This window comes from Ruegeria sp. G12 (genome assembly GCF_056533565.1).
Window position 1 is genome coordinate 368,399 of the sequence record NZ_JBQFOO010000002.1, and the last position, 16,970, is coordinate 385,368.

Genomic DNA, 16,970 nt, shown 5'->3' on the forward strand with positions numbered 1-16,970 from the left:
AGAAGAAGCCGGGGCGCGGGATGAACCTGCTGTATTCCAATGATCGGAAGGCCGAGTACCCGGCCAGTTGGTATGCGGCAACGGCCAATTCGATGGACCGGTTTCCGGCGTTGGATGGCGATACCAAAGCCGATGTTTGCATCGTGGGGGGCGGCTATACCGGCCTGTCGGCGGCGCTGCATCTGACTGAAGCAGGGTTTGATGTTGTTCTGCTTGAGGCCCATCGCGTGGGCTTTGGCGCGTCGGGCCGCAACGGTGGCCAGTTGGGCAGCGCGCAGCGGATGGATCAGGAGGATCTGGAGCGGCTGGTTGGCGATGACGACGCCGCCAAGCTGTGGGACCTGGCCGAGGAGGCTAAAGCGCTGGTGAAATCCCTGATCTCGCGCCATCAGATCGACTGCGATCTGAAACCCGGCGTTGCCAGCATGGCGCTGAGCGATGGCGAGCGGCGCGACCTGCATGACCACGCCGCGCATCTGTCCGGTCGCTACGGGTACGACCAGATTGAGCCTCTGGATGCTGAGGCGGGCCGTGCGCTGTGCCCCTCGCCCGTCTACAAGGGCGGGTATCTGGACAAGGGGGCGGCCCATCTACACCCTTTGAATTATGCGCTGGGTCTGGCACGCGCCGCCGCGCAAGCAGGCGCGCGTATCTTTGAAGGCACCGAGGTTCTGGACATCGAACAAGGCCCAAGCGTTTCTGTCCGGACAGCACAAGGCACGATCACTGCGGATCACGTCATTCTGGCTTGTAACGGGTATCTGGGCGGTTTGAACCCGCAAGTGGCGGCGCGGGTCATGCCGATCAACAACTTCATCGCCGCGACCGAACCGCTGGGCGCGGATGTTGCCAAAGTTCTGACGCAGGACGTGGCCGTCGCTGACACGAAGTTCGTGGTGAATTACTTCCGTCTCAGCGCTGATGGCCGGTTGCTGTTTGGCGGCGGCGAAAGCTATGGCTATCGCTTCCCCTCTGACATCGCCGCCACCGTCCGCAAACCGATGGCGCAGATTTTCCCGCACCTTAGCGATGTGAAAATCGACTACGCTTGGGGCGGTACACTGGCCATAACCATGCGACGGATGCCGTATTTGGCGCGGGTGGCCCCCAATATCCTGTCCGCCTCGGGCTATTCCGGTCATGGCGTCGGCACGGCTACCCATGCCGGTCAGCTTATGGCAAAGGCCATTCAGGGACAGGCCGAGGGGTTCGACACTCTGGCCCGCGTGCCCGCCCTGCCCTTTCCCGGCGGTCCGGCGTTGCGCAGCCCCCTGCTGGCGCTGGCGATGACGTGGTACGCGTTGCGGGATAGGCTGGGGATCTGACCCTTTTCCCATTGCGACAGTTTGGTGAAATTTCGCCGACCCGCCGAAAGGGGACTTGGCATTGGCAGGCTCTTTGATTTAGATAAACAAAAGTTAGAATTCGGGATTTCCAAATATGACACTGCCGCCCAACGTTCATGATGCCGAACCCATCCCTGCCGCCGCCCGCGAGGCGATTGACGCTTTGATGCAATCCGGCGACCTGTTCCGCTATACCGCACCGCAGGACGCCCCGGTTGCTTTGCTCGAGGCTGAGTTTGCCGAATTGCTGGGCTCGAAATACGCGCTGGCGGTATCGTCTTGTTCCGCCGCTTTGTTCCTGTCGCTCAAGGCGCTTGGCCTGCCACGCGATGCGCGCGTGCTGATCCCGGGCTTTACCTTTGCGGCCGTGCCCTCGTCCATCGTGCATGCCGATTGCATCCCGGTTCTGTGCGAAGTGGGTGACAATTATCGCATCGACATGGCAGATTTTGCGGCCAAGCTTGCCGATGTTCAGGCGGTGATCATCAGCCACATGCGCGGACATACCTCGGACATGGACGCGATCATGGCGCTGTGTGATGCGCGCAACATTCCGGTGATCGAGGACGCGGCCCATTCACTGGGCACCACCTGGCACGGGCGCAATATCGGCACCATTGGCAAGGTCGGCTGTTTCTCGTTCCAGTCCTACAAGATGATCAACGCGGGCGAAGGTGGCATCCTGATCACCGATGACGCCGATCTGGTCGCCCGCGCGGTGATCATGTCGGGCGCTTATGAGCACAACTGGAAAAAGCACAAGGGCCCGCATGGCGACAACTCGCCCGAGTTACGCGACGCTTTTGCCCGCTGGCAGAACCAGTTGCCGCTGTATAACCTGCGCATGAGCAACCTCAGCGCCGCTGTGATCCGCCCGCAAATCCCGGAACTGGCGCGGCGCGTGCGGGATGGACTGGCGAACCACGACTACGTGGCCGACCGCCTGAACACATCGCCCTATATCGACGTCCCTGCCCCGCTGGCCCCGGAACGCCGCGCGCCGGATTCGATCCAGTTCAATCTGGTCGGGCTGAGCGAGGATGAAATCCGCGCCTTTGCCGAAGCCTCGGAGGCGAGAGGCGTCAAGGTTCAGGTCTTTGGTCTGAGCGAGGACAACGCCCGCGCGTTCTGGAACTGGCAGTTCCTGCCCGAAAAGTTCGACCTGCCCCAGACCCGCGAGATGCTGATGAAGGCCTGCGACGTGCGCCTTCCAGTGCGCCTGACCCGCGAAGAGTTGGACGTGATTGCCGACATCCTGCTGGCCTCGGTCGGTGAGGTGATCGGCCCGGTTCCTGCCTACGGGACCTGAGGGTCAATCCGCAATCGCATCCACAGACACAAACAATGCGTTGATCCCTTCCGGGGTCGCCGCAATGCGTGACAGAACACCGGCAATCCGCAGGCCCGATGGGGTTTGCACCAACAGCGGTGCGCCAGAATCGCCCATCATCACCGGGCAGGTCGCGATCATCAGCCCTTTAGCCACTGTGCGCGAACGGCAATCCTTTGTCCGGCTCTGGACATGAGGCCGCAGGCCGGGGTAACCGGCAACTGTTCCTGCGGCAGGCCGGGCGTCGGCTTCCGCAAGTCCCAGAAACCCCAGGGATTGCCCGACGGGTTCGGTCAGTTCGAGCACAGCCCAATCCCGTTCGGGGCGATTGTCAAAACCGGTGGCACCCTGATCGGGGTGCAACCGATAGCTTTCGACGGTTGAAACCGAAACGGCCTCTCCACGTTGATACCCTGCCGCAAAGCGGATGCTAGCGGCGGGAATCCAGCGTTTACGGGCGCTGTTGAATAGGCAATGGGCGGCGGTCAGGACCTGCCGGTCCGAGATCAGGACACCCGTGCAATGGGACCGCTGAGACCGGCTGGCAAAGTTGACCCTGCCGATAGCGCGCCATGGCGCGGCGGAGGCATCCAGAATCTCGCGCGCGCGGATGTCATCGCATCCGGCATCCGCACTGGCACCCAGCGTGCAAACAGGCGACCAGATTTCGGTGAAGCGGCCTTGCGCCATTGCCGCCGGAGCGAAAAGCAAAGCGACGCAAACGGCAAGCCAGCGCATCGTTTGAAGGATCAGTTCAGCTTGGACAGCTTCTGCTGCAACTCGGCGAGTTGCTTTTTGATATCGTCCAGATCCTCTTTGGGTTCGGCCTGTTCTTCGTCGCTGTCGGGGCCGGACCAGTTGCCCGACAATCCTCCGGTCATCGCCTTGAGGAACGCCTTTTGCTGCGCCTGCATCGCTTCGAACCCAGGCATCTGGGACATCGGATTCATGGCGTTCATGTTTTCCATCATCTTGGACTGGCTTTCGCGCAGCATCTCGAACGAACTTTGCAGGAACTGCGGCATCATCCCGCCGCCCGGAACCATGTAGCTGCGCACAAGGTCATTCAGCACGTTCACCGGCAGAACGTTTTCGCCCCGGCTTTCATGCTCGGCAATGATTTGCAGCAGATACTGGCGCGTCAGGTCGTCGCCGGTTTTCAGGTCGATAATCTGTACTTCACGCCCGTCGCGGATGAACCCCGCGATATCTTCAAGCGTGACATAGTCGCTGGTCTCGGTGTTATACAGCCGACGGCTGGCGTAACGCTTGATCAACAACGGTTTTTCCTGGTTCGACACCCTTAACCCTCCCCAAGGATGATGCATTGCAGCACAGGTTATGCGACTGCAGCACAAAAAGAAAGGGCAGGTCAAGCGACCTGCCCAGCGCAACTGCACCAGTTGGGAGGAATGGGTGCCTGTCGCGCCCCTTCCTTACTTGGCGGCGGCCGCTTTCTTGGCAGCGGTCGTCACTTCGTTGGTAGCTTTCTTGACAGCAGCAGTTGCTTCTTCTGCAGCGTCTTTACCGGCAGCCATCAGCAGTTCGACGGTTTCGGTCTGAACTTTTTTCGCGATTTCAGCGAAAGCGGCCATGTTTTCGGCAGCAACTTCAGCCGACGCGCTTGCGAAGTCGGTTGCGGCTTTTGCGTAGTCAGCAGGCTCTGCCTTTGCTTTCGACATCTCGGTCAGTTTGGCCAGAGTTTCTTTGGTCCATTTGTTCGAGATTTCAGCCGATTTTTCAGCTGCTTCCAGAGCAACGCCCGACAGCTTTTCGTTCAGCGAAGCGGTCGATTTGAATGCGTCTTCCATTGCGGCGGTGTCTACCGGGAATGCGCCCATCATGTCTTTCATGATCGCGGTGAAGTCTTGCGTCTTTGCCATTGTCCTAATCCTTTTTGCCGAACCGGGCCCACCCCGGCTTTCATCAGCTTGAGGACAATATGGTTTCTGCAGCGCAGCATTGCAAGCATTTTCTTGCTGCGCTGCAGAAAAATTGAGTTTCAAAATGAAATCAGCGGTTTGCTTTGACCAGAACATAGGACCCCGGAGCCGGGCACAGGCGCTCATGGTCCGAATCGCCCGTATCGCGGGCCGGAACCTGCTTGCCTGAGCGCTTCTTCAACCACGCCTCCCATAGCGGCCACCATGACCCTTCGTGGAAGTCCGCCTCTTTCAGCCAGGTATCGGCATCCGCCTTCAGGTCGGGATTGGTGTAGTGGCCGTATTTCTTCTTGCTGGGCGGGTTAACGATACCGGCGATATGCCCCGATTCAGACACGACAAAGGTCTTGGATTTCGACCCGGTCTGCCGGAATCCGCGATAGCAATCTTTCCAGGTGGCGATATGGTCGGTCTCGCAGGTGATCGCCATGATCGGAACATCCACGTCGCTGATGTGCAACTTGTGCCCCATCAGTTCGAAACCGTCCTCGACAAAGTCGTTGTTTTGGCACAGGCCGCGCAAATACTGGACCGCCATCTTACCCGGCAGGTTGGAGCCATCTCCGTTCCAGAACAACAGATCAAACGCAGGCGGTGTCTCACCCATCATGTAATTGCGGATGGCGGGCGTATAAACAAGGTCGCGCGATCGTAGGAAGGACATGGTGCGCCCCAGAATCCAGGCGTTCAGCAGCCCTTCCTTGGCAACGTGTTCCTCGATACCGTCTACGAAATGGTCCTGCAGGAAGGGCGTGAACTCTCCCTGCTCACCGAAATCCGTCAGGGTGGTAAAGAACGTCGCCGATTTGACCGACTTGTCGCCCCGCTGCTTGAGCAGCGACAGCGTCAGGTTCAGGGTCGTTCCCGCGATACAATAGCCGACGGCATTGACCTGCTTGACCTTGCAGATCTTCTTGACCTCTTCAATCGCAGCCAGGAAACCATCTTCGATGTAGTCCTCCATTCCGACTTCCGCATACGAGGCATCCGGGTTGATCCAACTGACGACAAACAGGGTATAGCCCTGTTCAGTGATCCACTTGATCATGCTGTTCTGGGCTTTCAGGTCCAGAATGTAGAACTTGTTGATCCACGGCGGGAACAGCACGATAGGCGTTTCACAGACCGTTTCCGTCACAGGTTTGTACTGGATCAGTTCCATCATGCGATTGCGGTAAACCACATCACCCGGCGTGGTCGCCAGGTTGCCACCGATCTCAAAGGCGCTGTCATCGGCCAGCTTGACGACAAGTTCACCGTCATTGGCTTCCAGGTCCGATACAAGATTTTCCAGCCCCTGGATCAGCGATTGCCCCTCGGTCTCGATCGCTTTCTCCAGCGCATCGGGGTTGGTGGCCAGAAAGTTGGTGGGGGCCATCATGTCGATGATCTGCTGCGAGAAATACTGAAGTCGCTGTTTGTCGGTCTGATCCAGGTCTTCCACCGATGCCACGGCTTGTTCCAGCGCCTTGGCATTGGTCTGGTATTGCTGTCGGATCAAACGGAAGTACGGATTGCTTTCCCACAAGGGGTTCGAGAACCGCTTGTCCGTGGGTCTGGCCTCTTCGTCTTCGACTTCGCCTGTTGTCAGCGCCTGATGCGCTTCGGCAAAGTTCATGACCGACTTGCCCCAATACTCGATCTGTTGCTCAAGAAGTTTGGCGGGATTCTGCCAAGCTTCGGCCCAATAAGAGGTTGCTGCTCGCGCGAAAAGATCTTGATTCGGACCGTCCAACGCAGAGGTTCGGGGCTTTTTTACAGCCATAATCTCGACCAAACGTTTGGAAAGCTGTTCGACTTTTTCCATATTTTCTTTAAGCCGTTCAATATGTTCTTCGCTAATGTCAGACATTTGACCTTCACTTGTTGTCATTTTAACAATTCCCACCTAATCTCGCTGCCATGCAGAATAGCGTCGTGGGCGTCGGGGGGCAAAGCGACGAATGGTCCGGACTTACACGACACCGCACAGGAGGCCCCGTCGATGCGCTACATGATGACCTATGACCTGATGGAAACCATGCGCAACACGAACCAGTGGCTTGGTGCCACTGCAAGCGCGATGGCGTCTTATCCCATGTTTTCTATGGTTCCCAACCCGGCATTCGGATGGATGGCCGCCTGGGGTGAGGTGACAGAGCGCACATTCCAGCGCATGGTCGTCAAGCCCGACTGGGGTATTCGCACATTCACCTGCGAAGACGGTAAAGATCATCTTGTTGATGTCACCACGGTTTTGGAACGCCCCTTCGGGGACCTGATTCACTTCAAGGTAAACGGGCGTGAGACGCAACCGCGCAAGGTGCTGTTGGTCGCGCCGATGTCCGGGCACTATGCCACTTTGATGCGGTCGACCGTCAAAAGCCTGCTGGTCAATTGCGAGGTTTACATCACCGATTGGCATAACGCGCGCGATATTCCCGTGTCCGCAGGCAAGTTCGATGTCGAGGATTACACCCTCTACCTTGTCGATTTCATGAAGGAACTTGGCCCCGACACGCATGTGGTCGCCGTGTGCCAGCCCGCGCCGCTGACATTGGCCGCCACGGCCTATCTGGCCGAGGTCGAGCCCAAGGCCCAGCCTAGCACACTGACGTTGATCGGTGGCCCCGTCGATCCAGACGCGACCCCAACGGACGTGACCGATTTTGGTCGGCGTGTCACGATGGGTCAGTTGGAAAAGACCATGATCCAGCGCGTTGGTTTCAAATACAAGGGTGCTGGCAGGATGGTGTATCCCGGCCTGCTGCAACTGGCGTCGTTCATGTCCATGAACGCAGATCGCCATTCCAAAGCGTTTTCTGACCAGATTCAGCGCATCATTCGGGATGAGGCGTCGGATCACGACGCCCACAACCGCTTCTATGATGAATATCTGGCGGTCATGGACATGACGGCAGAATTTTACCTGTCTACCGTTGAACGCATCTTCAAAAACCGGGAAATCGCCCGCAACGAATTTGTCGTTGCCGGTCACAAGGTGGATATCGGCAAAATCACCGATGTTGCGGTCAAGACCGTCGAAGGCGCGAATGACGATATCTCGGCACCTGGTCAGTGCATCGCTGCGTTGGACCTGTGCACCGGCCTGCCGGACAGCAAAAAGGCCAGCCATGTGGAGCCCGGAGCGGGTCACTACGGTATTTTTGCCGGACGTAGCTGGCGGGACAATATCCGCCCGCTGGTGATCAATTTCATGAATGAAAACAGCCGCAAACCGCGCCGTCGGGCGGCGAACAGCAACAAGGTCGCCTGAGGACAATGGGCGAGCGCGCGTCAGCCGACCTCGCCTTTGCCTGCACCTGCGGGGCCCTAAGCGGTCGCATCGCGGCATCGGGTTTGCCGCTCAGCACGCATGCCGCCTGCTTCTGCCATGACTGCCGCGCAGCGCAGTTGTATTTCGGGCAGCCCGACCCGGCCCCCGGCCCTGTCGACGTTCTGCAGATGGTGCCCGAGGCGATCGTGATTGATCAGGGCGCGGACCATCTGGCGGCGATGAAGCTTAGCCCCAAGGGCATGCTGCGCTGGTATGCCAAATGCTGCAATGCCCCGCTGGCGACCACGCCGAACACTCCGAAGTTTCCCTTTGCCGGGTTCATCGTCAAACGGCTTGCCGACCCCTCAGGCCTTGGCCCGGTGAAAACGCGGGGGTTTGTGCCGCAGCCGAACGGCAAGCAAAAGCATGAGCATCTGGCCCCCGCGGCCATCGGGTTGCTGCGCCGCGTTGTCAAATCCCGATTGTCCGGAAGCTGGAAAGACGCGCCGTTCTTTGATCCGAAGACCGGAACGCCGGTCGCCCGGCCCACAGTTATCAGCAAAAGCGACCGAGCCGCGCTTTATACGTAAGCCATCATCTGAGGCGCGCTCAGCCAATCCCCCATCGCATCATTGACGATGTCCGGAGCCTCCAGCGTTGGCAGATGCCCTGCGTGTTCAATGGTTTGCAAGGTGGCCTCGGGGATCAGCTCGGCCATGAAGGCGTGTTTTCGAACCGGCGTCAGCGTGTCATGGGCACCGCACAGGATCAGTGTCGGCACCTTGATCCGCCGCAGCGCACCCTGCTGGTCAGGCCGTCGCTGCAACGCCCGCATCTGTCGCACGAACACATCCGGCCCCAGTTCCGTCGCCATGGCCAGAAGGGTGTTCAGATGCGGTATCCGCTGCGGCCCCGGAGCCAGCGCATCTGAGCCAACGACCTTGCGCATGACCTCCTCCAACCGACCGGCCTGCGCGCCAATGATCAACTCCTCGCGCCCGGCTGCCATCTGCGGCGTGTCCGCCTGCGCATCGGTTGCGATCAGGCACAGGCGCGACACCCGTTCGGGCGCGCGGCGGACCAATTCCAGCGCCACGACGCCGCCCATACCAAGCCCGGCCAGGGCAAAGCGGTGCGGCAACTGATCCAACAGGCCCGAGGCGATTTCTTCAATCCGCTCGCCCTGCGAAATCGGCGCAACAGTCACCGCCCTGACGCGCGACAGCCCCTCGATCTGAGGGCGAAACAGCCGGGCATCGGCCATGAAATCAGGTAAAAACACCAGCGGCTCGATCACGCGGGTCCCTCCCTCTGCTCGGTTATCCGAGTCCTTTCCGTTTGCTCTCAGGATGAAAGTTTTACCCCTGCGGGGCAAGGAAAACTTCACGGATAGCGAATGCCGCGAAAGGTGGGAAAATCCGCGTATCGGGATTGCCGTTGGCGCAGGTCCTCCTCGGGCTCGGCCCCGGGTCGCAACAGGCACCCGCGCGGCGCGATGTAGCTGTCGATCCGACGATGAGGCTGGGGCCGCCACACCAGATTGAAGGCGCAGAGCTTGGGGAAGAACCAGATCTCCGAATAGTCCAGATGATCATGCATCCACCACGCCAGATCGCGCCAGTCGCGCCCCTGAGCATAGCGATCCGCAAACCACGGGATCACGATGGACGCACCCGCAATGCGCGCCTCGCCCGTGCCGCGATCCCAGATATGGCATTCCATCGGATTGTCATTGCGGGCGCAATTCAGGCGGTTCTCATTGCCAAACCGGTTCAGCGACGGGGACCGATAGCCCGAGCGCACGGCGATCCGGCCAAAGGTCTCCTCCAAAGGGTCCAGCAGGGTCTCGCAAAGGGCACGACCCGTCTGAATTGCCAGATCGGGGTTGTCGGGGACGTTCTGTTTCTGATGAAAACTCCCGATCTCGGAATACAGAAAATCCCGCATATAGAAATGCCGCGACAGGCGCACGCGACCAAGGGTCTCAAGGCTCCACATGCTGCCCGGTTTGCGCATGTTCAGACCCGTGTGAATGGAGAGCGCGTCATTCGATCCCCTGCCCCTTTAGCCAAGCCAACATCGCCTCGACCGCCGCATCAGTCTGGCCCGGCGACATCAGGCGACCCGCAATGACATGCGACATCGGATCATCGCCCGGTCCCATTGTCACCGTTTCAACGGTCACCGGCCCGCCCCAGGATTCAGCCACCTTGTGAGTCCGCTTGGGCCGCACGACCTGATCATCATCCGAGAACATGAACAATGCGGGCACCGTCGCGCCCGAGAAATCAAGCGCATAGACCGTATCGACCAGAACCGTCATCGGCACCACGGCCACCCAGGGGTAGACAACCGACCAGTATTTGTTCTTTTCCGGGTCCGAACTGGACACATCCCGCTCCTCCCCCATCACCAGCGGCAGCCAGTCCCGCGCCCAGGGCAGGCCCGGCATGAAAGCAACTGGAGAGTTCACCCCAAAGTTGGGAGAGACAAAGATCATCGCCGCCACATCCGCGCTGAGGTCAGGGTCTAGCGCCGCCGCCGCCGTCAGCGTGCCCCCGGTCGATGTCGAGATGACCACGACCTTGTCGCCAACCGCGCGGGCTGCGGCCAAGCCCTCGGCCATATCCTGCATCCAGCCCGAGGCGGTCGCCTCACCCATCGCCGCGCCGTCACGGCCATGCCCCTGCAGGCGCGTGTAGACCAGATTGGCCCCCAACGCGTCCGCGACCCGATCAGGCACCGGGCGGATTTCCTCGGAACTGGCCGAAAACCCATGCACGTAAAGCACCGAATACGGCGTGCGCTGTTCCTTGAACCCGTCCTGCCAGATCACCCGTTTATCAACGCCGGGCGTGATGTCGTCAAACCCCGACTCAATACTTTCGAAATAAACCTGCACACCTTCGCCAAACTTACGGGCATCGAAAGAGGGGGTCAGATCCACCTCCTCCCGCGGCCCGAACCAGTAGATCAGCCCGCCGACCACGATCAGCGCCAGCAGCAGACGCCCCAATATCCACCCAAAGCGCCGCATCAGCCTGCCCCCAGCACGTCAAGCACCGCGTCTTCGATCAGGCCCAGACACGGCCCATCCGAGAACCGATGGTCGGCATCTTTTACCAACCGCAACTGCATATCCGGCCCCGTGGCATGTTCCAGCAACCGCACCGCCGTTTCGACAGAGACCGCCGTATCCGCCGTGCCCTGCAGAAACCGCACCGGGAAGGGCAGGCTCAAAGCCGCGCGCAGAACAAGGCGCTCCCGGCCATCCTCGATCATGCGCTTGGTGATGATGTAGGGCTCCATATAGTCCGAGGGCAATTCCACATGCCCAACCGTTTCCAACGCAGCCTTCTGCTCGTCGGTAAAGGACGCCCAATACCCATCTTCTGTAAAATCCGGCGCTGCAGCGATGGTCACCATCCCGGCAATCCGCGCGGGCATTTCTCTGGCCAGCAACAAGGCCTGCCAGCCGCCCATCGAGGACCCCACGACAATCAGCGGCCCATCGGTCAGAGATGTCACTGCAGCAACGGTATCCTCATGCCAATTCCCGATACAACCCTCTGTAAACGCGCCAGAACTCTCACCATGACCCGAATAGTCAAACCGCAGAAACGCCTGCCCGCGCGCCTGCGCCCAGGCCTCAAGATGCACCGCCTTGGTGCCCTCCATATCCGACTTCAAACCGCCCAGAAAAACCACGGTCGGCCCTGCGCCCTCACTCTTGTGATACGCCAACCGCCGCCCCTGCGCCGTCTCCAGAAATTCTGTCGCTGCCATGAAACCCTCGCCGCTATTCCCCCTCATCATGCACGTCCCACCCCTAACCGCAATTCCCCGATCCCCCTTCATCTGGCCAAAAATATCCCGGGGTGCGCGAGGGACAGCGCCCCTCGCTCCAACCCTTGACACACGCACCACCACCTGCCAAAGCAGCGCAACACACATAACCCGCAACCGGGCGTTCAGTGGGCGCCAAACCGACGAGGAGAGCCGATATGGCCCTGGATTCAAAATCCGTCTCACTCACCTTCCCCGATGGCAATGCAAGATCCTATGACGCTGGCGTCACGCCAGCGCAGGTGGCAGCCGACATCTCGACCTCGCTGGCCAAAAAGGCCATCTCGGCCACGGTCGATGGCAAGCATTGGGACCTGCAATGGCCCATCAACGCCGACGCGCAAATCGCCATCCACACCATGAAGGACGAGGCGCAGGCCAACGAACTGATCCGCCACGATCTGGCCCATGTCATGGCCCGCGCGGTGCAAGAGATCTGGCCCGACACCAAGGTCACCATCGGCCCCGTCATCGAAAACGGCTGGTATTATGACTTCGACCGTGCCGAACCCTTCACCCCCGAAGACCTCGGCCTGATCGAGAAAAAGATGAAGGAAATCATCAACAAGCGCGACGCCGTGACAACGGAAGTCTGGGACCGTCAGCGCGCGATCGATTTCTACACCGCCAATGACGAGCCCTATAAGGTCGAGCTGATCGAGGCCATCCCCGGGGATGAGCCGCTGCGCATGTACTGGCACGGCGACTGGCAGGACCTCTGCCGCGGCCCGCACCTGCAGCACACCGGTCAGCTGCCGGGTGATGCGTTCAAGCTGATGTCCATCGCCGGGGCCTATTGGCGCGGCGACAGCTCGCGCCAGATGCTGCAACGCATCTACGGCGTGGCCTTCACCGGCAAGGAAAAGCTAAAGGCGCACCTGCATATGCTGGAAGAGGCCGCCAAACGCGACCACCGCAAGCTGGGCCGCGAGATGGACCTGTTCCACATGCAGGAAGAAGCCCCCGGTCAGGTGTTCTGGCACCCGAACGGCTGGACCATCTACACCCAACTGCAGGACTACATGCGGCGCAAACAGCGTGCAGGCGGGTATAACGAGATCAACACCCCTCAGGTCGTCGACCGCAAATTGTGGGAGGCCTCGGGCCACTGGGAGAAATACCAGCACCATATGTTCCTCGTCGAAGTCGACGAAAGCCGCGATGGCGAGAATGACGACGCCAGCTCGAAAAACCGCGACCAGACCCGGATCAACGCGCTGAAGCCGATGAACTGCCCCTGCCACGTGCAGGTGTTCAATCAGGGCCTCAAAAGCTATCGCGATCTGCCGCTGCGGCTGGCCGAGTTCGGATCATGCGCGCGGTTTGAACCGTCGGGGGCCCTGCACGGCATCATGCGCGTGCGCGGGTTCACGCAGGACGACGCTCATATCTTCTGCACCGAGGACCAGATCCAAGAGGAATGCGCGCGCTTCATCGATTTCCTGGCAAATGTCTATGACGAGCTCGGCTTCAAAGAGTTCGAGATCCGCTTTGCCACCCGCCCCGAAAAACGCGTGGGTACCGATGAAAGCTGGGATTATGTCGAAGGCGCGCTGGAAAACGCGATCAAGGCGGTGGGCCGGGATTATACCCTGGAACCCGGCGACGGCGCATTCTACGGCCCCAAGCTGGATTTCTATCTGACCGACGCCATCGGCCGGGTCTGGCAATGCGGCACATTCCAGGTTGATCCCAACCTGCCCGAGCGTCTGGACGCGACCTATGTCGGCGCAGATGGCGACCGGCACCGCCCCTATATGCTGCACCGCGCCTGTCTGGGCTCGTTCGAACGGTTCATCGGCATCTTGATCGAGAACTGGGAAGGCAAGCTGCCCTTCTGGCTGGCCCCGCGTCAGGTCGTGGTCGCCTCGATCACCTCGGACGCCGACGCCTATGTGATGGAAGTTGTCGAAACGCTCAAAGCCGCCGGTGTCCGCGCCGAGGCCGATATTCGAAACGAAAAGATCAACTACAAAGTCCGCGAGCATTCGGTCGGCAAGGTGCCGGTCATTCTGGCCGTCGGCCACCGCGAGGTGTACGAGCGCACCGTCAGCGTTCGCCGTCTGGGTGAAAAACAGACGCAGGTTCAATCGCTTGAGGCTGTAACAATTGAACTGTCGCAGGCGGCGACTCCGCCAGACCTGCTGTAACATTCGGCATCATATCGCCACCAATCCGGCCCCAAATCCGGGGCCGGATTGAAACATTTCCCCTTTTTCAATTCAAAAACAGTATGTTAACTTACAAGTGGGCACAGTGTTGCCTGACGCGCTTGTGAGACACGGGCTCGTGAATTCAAACCCGGCCTACAAGCCATTACCTTTGTCATTGTCACAAGCAGACATACGCAGTCATCAAAAGGGATTACCGAGATGTCGAACACCGCAAAAACACTGGTCATCGCAAGCGCCGTGGCAGCAGCCGTATCGGGCGCAGCGACAACCGCAACCGCCCAGGCCAAAGAGAAATGCTATGGCGTTTCGCTGGCCGGTCAGAACGACTGCGCCGCAGGCCCCGGCACCACCTGCGCGGGCACCTCGACCGTCGATTATCAGGGCAACGCATGGACGCTGGTCGATGCAGGCACCTGCGGCGATATCGAATTGCCGAAAACCGCTGATGGTACCGACCGCAAGGGCTCGCTCGAGCCGCTGGATCGCGACCTGCCCGCATAAGGCTGTCCGAATGAATTGCGAAGGGCGGGCAGGTTCGCCCGCCCTTCTGCTATGATCAGGGGATTCGCAGATGTTGGATGACGCACTCAGGTCAAACCGATTGCCCGCCGCGCCGGGCGTTGGCTACAAACCGCAGCATTTTGCGCAAATCCTTGAACACGCCAAGCCCGTTGCGTGGCTGGAAATCCACGCCGAAAACTACATGGGCGATGGCGGGCGACCTCTGGCGCAACTGCGTCACCTGTCCGAACAGTTTCCGATCTCGGTTCACGGCGTTGGCTTGTCCATCGGCGGCGAAGGTCCGCTGGACCCGGATCATCTGGCGCGTCTGAAACATCTGGTCGACTGGCTGAATCCGGCCAGCTTTTCCGAACATCTGGCGTGGTCGACCCACGACACCAGCTTTTTCAACGACCTGCTGCCCCTGCCCTATACCGACGAAACGCTGGCGCGCGTCTGTGACCATATCAATCAGTTGCAGGACACGGTCGGGCGGCAAATGCTGCTGGAGAACCCCTCAAGCTATCTGGCGTTCGAGGAAAGCACCTGGTCCGAGCCCGATTTCCTGCGCGAGATTTCGAAGCGCACCGGATGCGGCCTGTTGCTGGACGTCAACAATGTCTTTGTGTCGGCCACCAATCTGGATTTTTCACCGCAGGGCTATATCGACGCCTATCCGCTGGATCAGGTCGGCGAAATTCATCTGGGCGGACATGACGAAGACGAGGACGACCACGGCCATCCCCTGCTGATCGACAGCCACGGGCGAGAGGTGGTCGACCCCGTTTGGGCACTGCTGGATTACGTGCTGGACAAATCCGGCCCCAAACCGCTGTTGGTTGAATGGGATACCGACGTCCCGGATTGGCCCGTGCTGCGGGCCGAGGCCGAACGCGCCCAAACCGCGTTAGACCGGGTACCCGCATGAGTGTGTCTCAATCCACCTTTCAGGCAGCGTTGCTGGATGCGCAGGCCCCCGTCCCGGACGGGTTGACGGATGCCGAATCCCGGCCCGCAGGTCGGCGGTTCAGCGTCTATCGCAACAACGTGGCGGTGTCGCTGACCGAGGCGATGCAGCAGGCGTTTCCGGTGATCACCAAGCTGCTGGGCACGCAGAATATGGATGGTCTATCGGGTATCTTCCTGCGACAGCACCCTCCGTCCTCGCCATTGATGATGTTCTATGGCGACCGGTTTCCCGAGTTTCTGGCCGACATGCCGCAGCTGTCGCATCTGGGATACTTGCCCGACGTCGCTCGGCTGGAACTCGCGCTGCGGCGATCGTACCACGCCGCCGACAGCACCCCGGCTCAGGCGGATGCACTGGCCGTGCCGCCCGAGGATATCATGCGGGCAAAACTCGGCTTTGCCCCATCCATGCAGATCATCCGCTCGGACTGGCCCATTCACGCCATCTGGCGCTTCAACACCGAGGCCGACGCCCCGAAACCCGAGCCACGGGCCGAGGATGTGCTGATCACCCGCCCTGACTATGATCCCGTTCCGCAGGCGCTGCCTCCGGGCGGGGCCATTTGGATTACGCATCTGCAAGCCGGTGACACCATCGGCGGCGCGTTTGAAAAAACCACCACGGACATCCCGGAGTTTGATCTGGGAACCACTCTGGCGCTGCTTTTGCAAGGCAGTGCAATAACTTCTGTGACTATCGAAAGGCTGTAAACATGACTGCCCTGATCTCAACCTATAATTCCGCAATGGAAAAGGTCGACCATTCCTCGGGCTGGCTGACACCGACCCTGGCGCGGGCGGTCTTTATCGCGGTTCTGTTCTTCTACTACTGGAATTCGGCGACGCTGAAGATCGACGGTTCGATCTTTTCGCCCTCGGCAGGTGCGTTTGGCCAGATCTTCCCCAAGGCGGCCGAGGCCGTTTTGTATGACGTAACTCAGATGACCTTCTTTCAGCGCATCGTGATTTTCTTCGGCACAGTGGCCGAGTTCGTTCTGCCCGTTCTACTGCTGGTCGGCCTGCTGACGCGTCCGGCTGCGCTGGCGATGATCGGCTTTATCTGGGTGCAGACCCTGACCGATGTGGTTGGCCACAATATCGCTTTGGGCAGCCTGTTCGACAACGCTATCACGCTGATGGATCAGCGCGTGATGTGGACCTTCCTGATGCTGGTGATCATCATCAACGGGGCTGGTCCGATCTCGCTGGACAAGTTGTTGCGGCTGAAGTGATCTAGAAATGCGCCTTGGGCTTGTCCGGCTGACCTGCGGCAAGCCCAAGCAGACCGGCCACGCCGGCAAATGCGATGGGGAACATGGTGAAGACACCAAACCCGAACGCGTAGTACATCCCCGCCGCCGACAGCAACAGCAACAGACCCGCAACCAAGGCGCGGGCATGGGCCATAGCGCCGCCAGCAATCGCCAAAAGCGGGGCAAGGATGGAAACCGTCTGGATCAGCGCGGGTCGTCAACCTGTTCGGCGAGGCCCTCGATGCCGCCAAAATGGCGGATCGCCTCGACAATTCCGTACCCGACGAAACCGACGATCATGCCGATCAACCCGGCGATGACACCCAAAACCATGGCGGCGCTACGCATTCCA

The 16,970-nt window shown here is 60.0% G+C and carries 17 protein-coding genes and 1 pseudogene; 9 read left to right on the top strand and 9 right to left on the bottom strand.

The features are described 5' to 3' along the window. Nucleotides 1-20 precede the first annotated feature (20 nt). On the top strand, nt 21-1,325 hold the full coding sequence (locus ACR0JN_RS05660) for an NAD(P)/FAD-dependent oxidoreductase (RefSeq protein WP_480884685.1): 1,305 nt from the start codon (nt 21-23) through the stop codon (nt 1,323-1,325). A 115-nt stretch (nt 1,326-1,440) separates the two neighbouring features. Then, nucleotides 1,441-2,655, top strand: coding sequence for a DegT/DnrJ/EryC1/StrS family aminotransferase (locus ACR0JN_RS05665; RefSeq protein ID WP_480884686.1), 1,215 nt, complete (start codon nt 1,441-1,443; stop codon nt 2,653-2,655). A 3-nt stretch (nt 2,656-2,658) separates the two neighbouring features. Here the strand turns inward: ACR0JN_RS05665 and ACR0JN_RS05670 are convergent, their stop codons facing one another. The 4 genes from ACR0JN_RS05670 to ACR0JN_RS05685 form a co-directional block, all read right to left on the bottom strand. After that, nucleotides 2,659-3,414, bottom strand: a complete 756-nt coding sequence (locus ACR0JN_RS05670; RefSeq protein WP_480884687.1) for a trypsin-like serine peptidase — start codon at nt 3,412-3,414, stop codon at nt 2,659-2,661. A gap of 11 nt (nt 3,415-3,425) precedes the next feature. Further along, the gene (gene phaR / locus ACR0JN_RS05675) at nt 3,426-3,977 is read right to left on the bottom strand and encodes a polyhydroxyalkanoate synthesis repressor PhaR (protein ID WP_480815208.1); all 552 of its coding nucleotides are present in this window, start codon (nt 3,975-3,977) and stop codon (nt 3,426-3,428) included. Nucleotides 3,978-4,112: 135 nt separating this feature from the next. Next, entirely contained in the window at nt 4,113-4,559 is a 447-nt protein-coding gene (locus ACR0JN_RS05680) for a phasin family protein (protein ID WP_480815542.1), read from the bottom strand. 130 nt (nt 4,560-4,689) lie between these two features. Beyond that, entirely contained in the window at nt 4,690-6,492 is a 1,803-nt protein-coding gene (locus ACR0JN_RS05685; protein ID WP_480884688.1) for a PHA/PHB synthase family protein, read from the bottom strand. A gap of 111 nt (nt 6,493-6,603) precedes the next feature. On the opposite strand from ACR0JN_RS05685, the gene phaZ reads away from it, so the two are divergent. Further along, complete coding sequence (gene phaZ / locus ACR0JN_RS05690) at nt 6,604-7,875, top strand: polyhydroxyalkanoate depolymerase (RefSeq protein ID WP_480884689.1); 1,272 nt, start codon at nt 6,604-6,606, stop codon at nt 7,873-7,875. A gap of 5 nt (nt 7,876-7,880) precedes the next feature. Then, complete coding sequence (locus tag ACR0JN_RS05695; RefSeq protein WP_480884690.1) at nt 7,881-8,465, top strand: DUF6151 family protein; 585 nt, start codon at nt 7,881-7,883, stop codon at nt 8,463-8,465. Here the strand turns inward: ACR0JN_RS05695 and ACR0JN_RS05700 are convergent. From ACR0JN_RS05700 to ACR0JN_RS05715, 4 genes are all read right to left on the bottom strand, one after another. Further along, nucleotides 8,456-9,172 (bottom strand): alpha/beta fold hydrolase, encoded by a 717-nt coding sequence (locus tag ACR0JN_RS05700; RefSeq protein WP_480884691.1) that lies wholly within the window; start codon nt 9,170-9,172, stop codon nt 8,456-8,458. The genes ACR0JN_RS05695 and ACR0JN_RS05700 overlap by 10 nt on opposite strands. 86 nt (nt 9,173-9,258) lie before the next feature. Further along, nucleotides 9,259-9,873: a hypothetical protein gene (locus ACR0JN_RS05705; RefSeq protein WP_480885011.1), complete on the bottom strand. Its 615-nt coding sequence runs from the start codon at nt 9,871-9,873 to the stop codon at nt 9,259-9,261. Between the two features lie 46 nt (nt 9,874-9,919). Continuing rightward, the gene (locus tag ACR0JN_RS05710; protein ID WP_480884692.1) at nt 9,920-10,912 is read right to left on the bottom strand and encodes an alpha/beta hydrolase; all 993 of its coding nucleotides are present in this window, start codon (nt 10,910-10,912) and stop codon (nt 9,920-9,922) included. Continuing rightward, on the bottom strand, nt 10,912-11,661 hold the full coding sequence (locus tag ACR0JN_RS05715) for an alpha/beta fold hydrolase (RefSeq protein WP_480884693.1): 750 nt from the start codon (nt 11,659-11,661) through the stop codon (nt 10,912-10,914). Before ACR0JN_RS05715 ends, ACR0JN_RS05710 begins: the two co-directional genes overlap by 1 nt. Nucleotides 11,662-11,879: 218 nt before the next feature. Between ACR0JN_RS05715 and thrS the strand changes: the two genes are divergently transcribed. From thrS to ACR0JN_RS05740, 5 genes are all read left to right on the top strand, one after another. Further along, the gene (gene thrS / locus ACR0JN_RS05720) at nt 11,880-13,871 is read left to right on the top strand and encodes a threonine--tRNA ligase (RefSeq protein ID WP_480884694.1); all 1,992 of its coding nucleotides are present in this window, start codon (nt 11,880-11,882) and stop codon (nt 13,869-13,871) included. Nucleotides 13,872-14,093: 222 nt separating this feature from the next. After that, nucleotides 14,094-14,396 carry a BufA1 family periplasmic bufferin-type metallophore gene (locus ACR0JN_RS05725; RefSeq protein ID WP_480815200.1) on the top strand — a complete coding sequence of 101 codons (303 nt, stop codon included), beginning with the start codon at nt 14,094-14,096 and terminating at the stop codon, nt 14,394-14,396. 70 nt (nt 14,397-14,466) lie between these two features. After that, nucleotides 14,467-15,324, top strand: coding sequence for an MNIO family bufferin maturase (bufB, locus tag ACR0JN_RS05730; protein ID WP_480884695.1), 858 nt, complete (start codon nt 14,467-14,469; stop codon nt 15,322-15,324). Further along, a complete protein-coding gene (locus ACR0JN_RS05735; RefSeq protein ID WP_480884696.1) occupies nt 15,321-16,076 on the top strand; it encodes an HvfC/BufC N-terminal domain-containing protein in 756 nt (251 codons plus the stop codon). Before bufB ends, ACR0JN_RS05735 begins: the two co-directional genes overlap by 4 nt. Nucleotides 16,077-16,078: 2 nt before the next feature. Beyond that, entirely contained in the window at nt 16,079-16,597 is a 519-nt protein-coding gene (locus tag ACR0JN_RS05740; RefSeq protein ID WP_480815197.1) for a hypothetical protein, read from the top strand. A gap of 1 nt (nt 16,598) precedes the next feature. Here the strand turns inward: ACR0JN_RS05740 and ACR0JN_RS05745 are convergent. Next, nucleotides 16,599-16,966: pseudogene (locus ACR0JN_RS05745) on the bottom strand (hypothetical protein). Nucleotides 16,967-16,970: the final 4 nt, after the last annotated feature.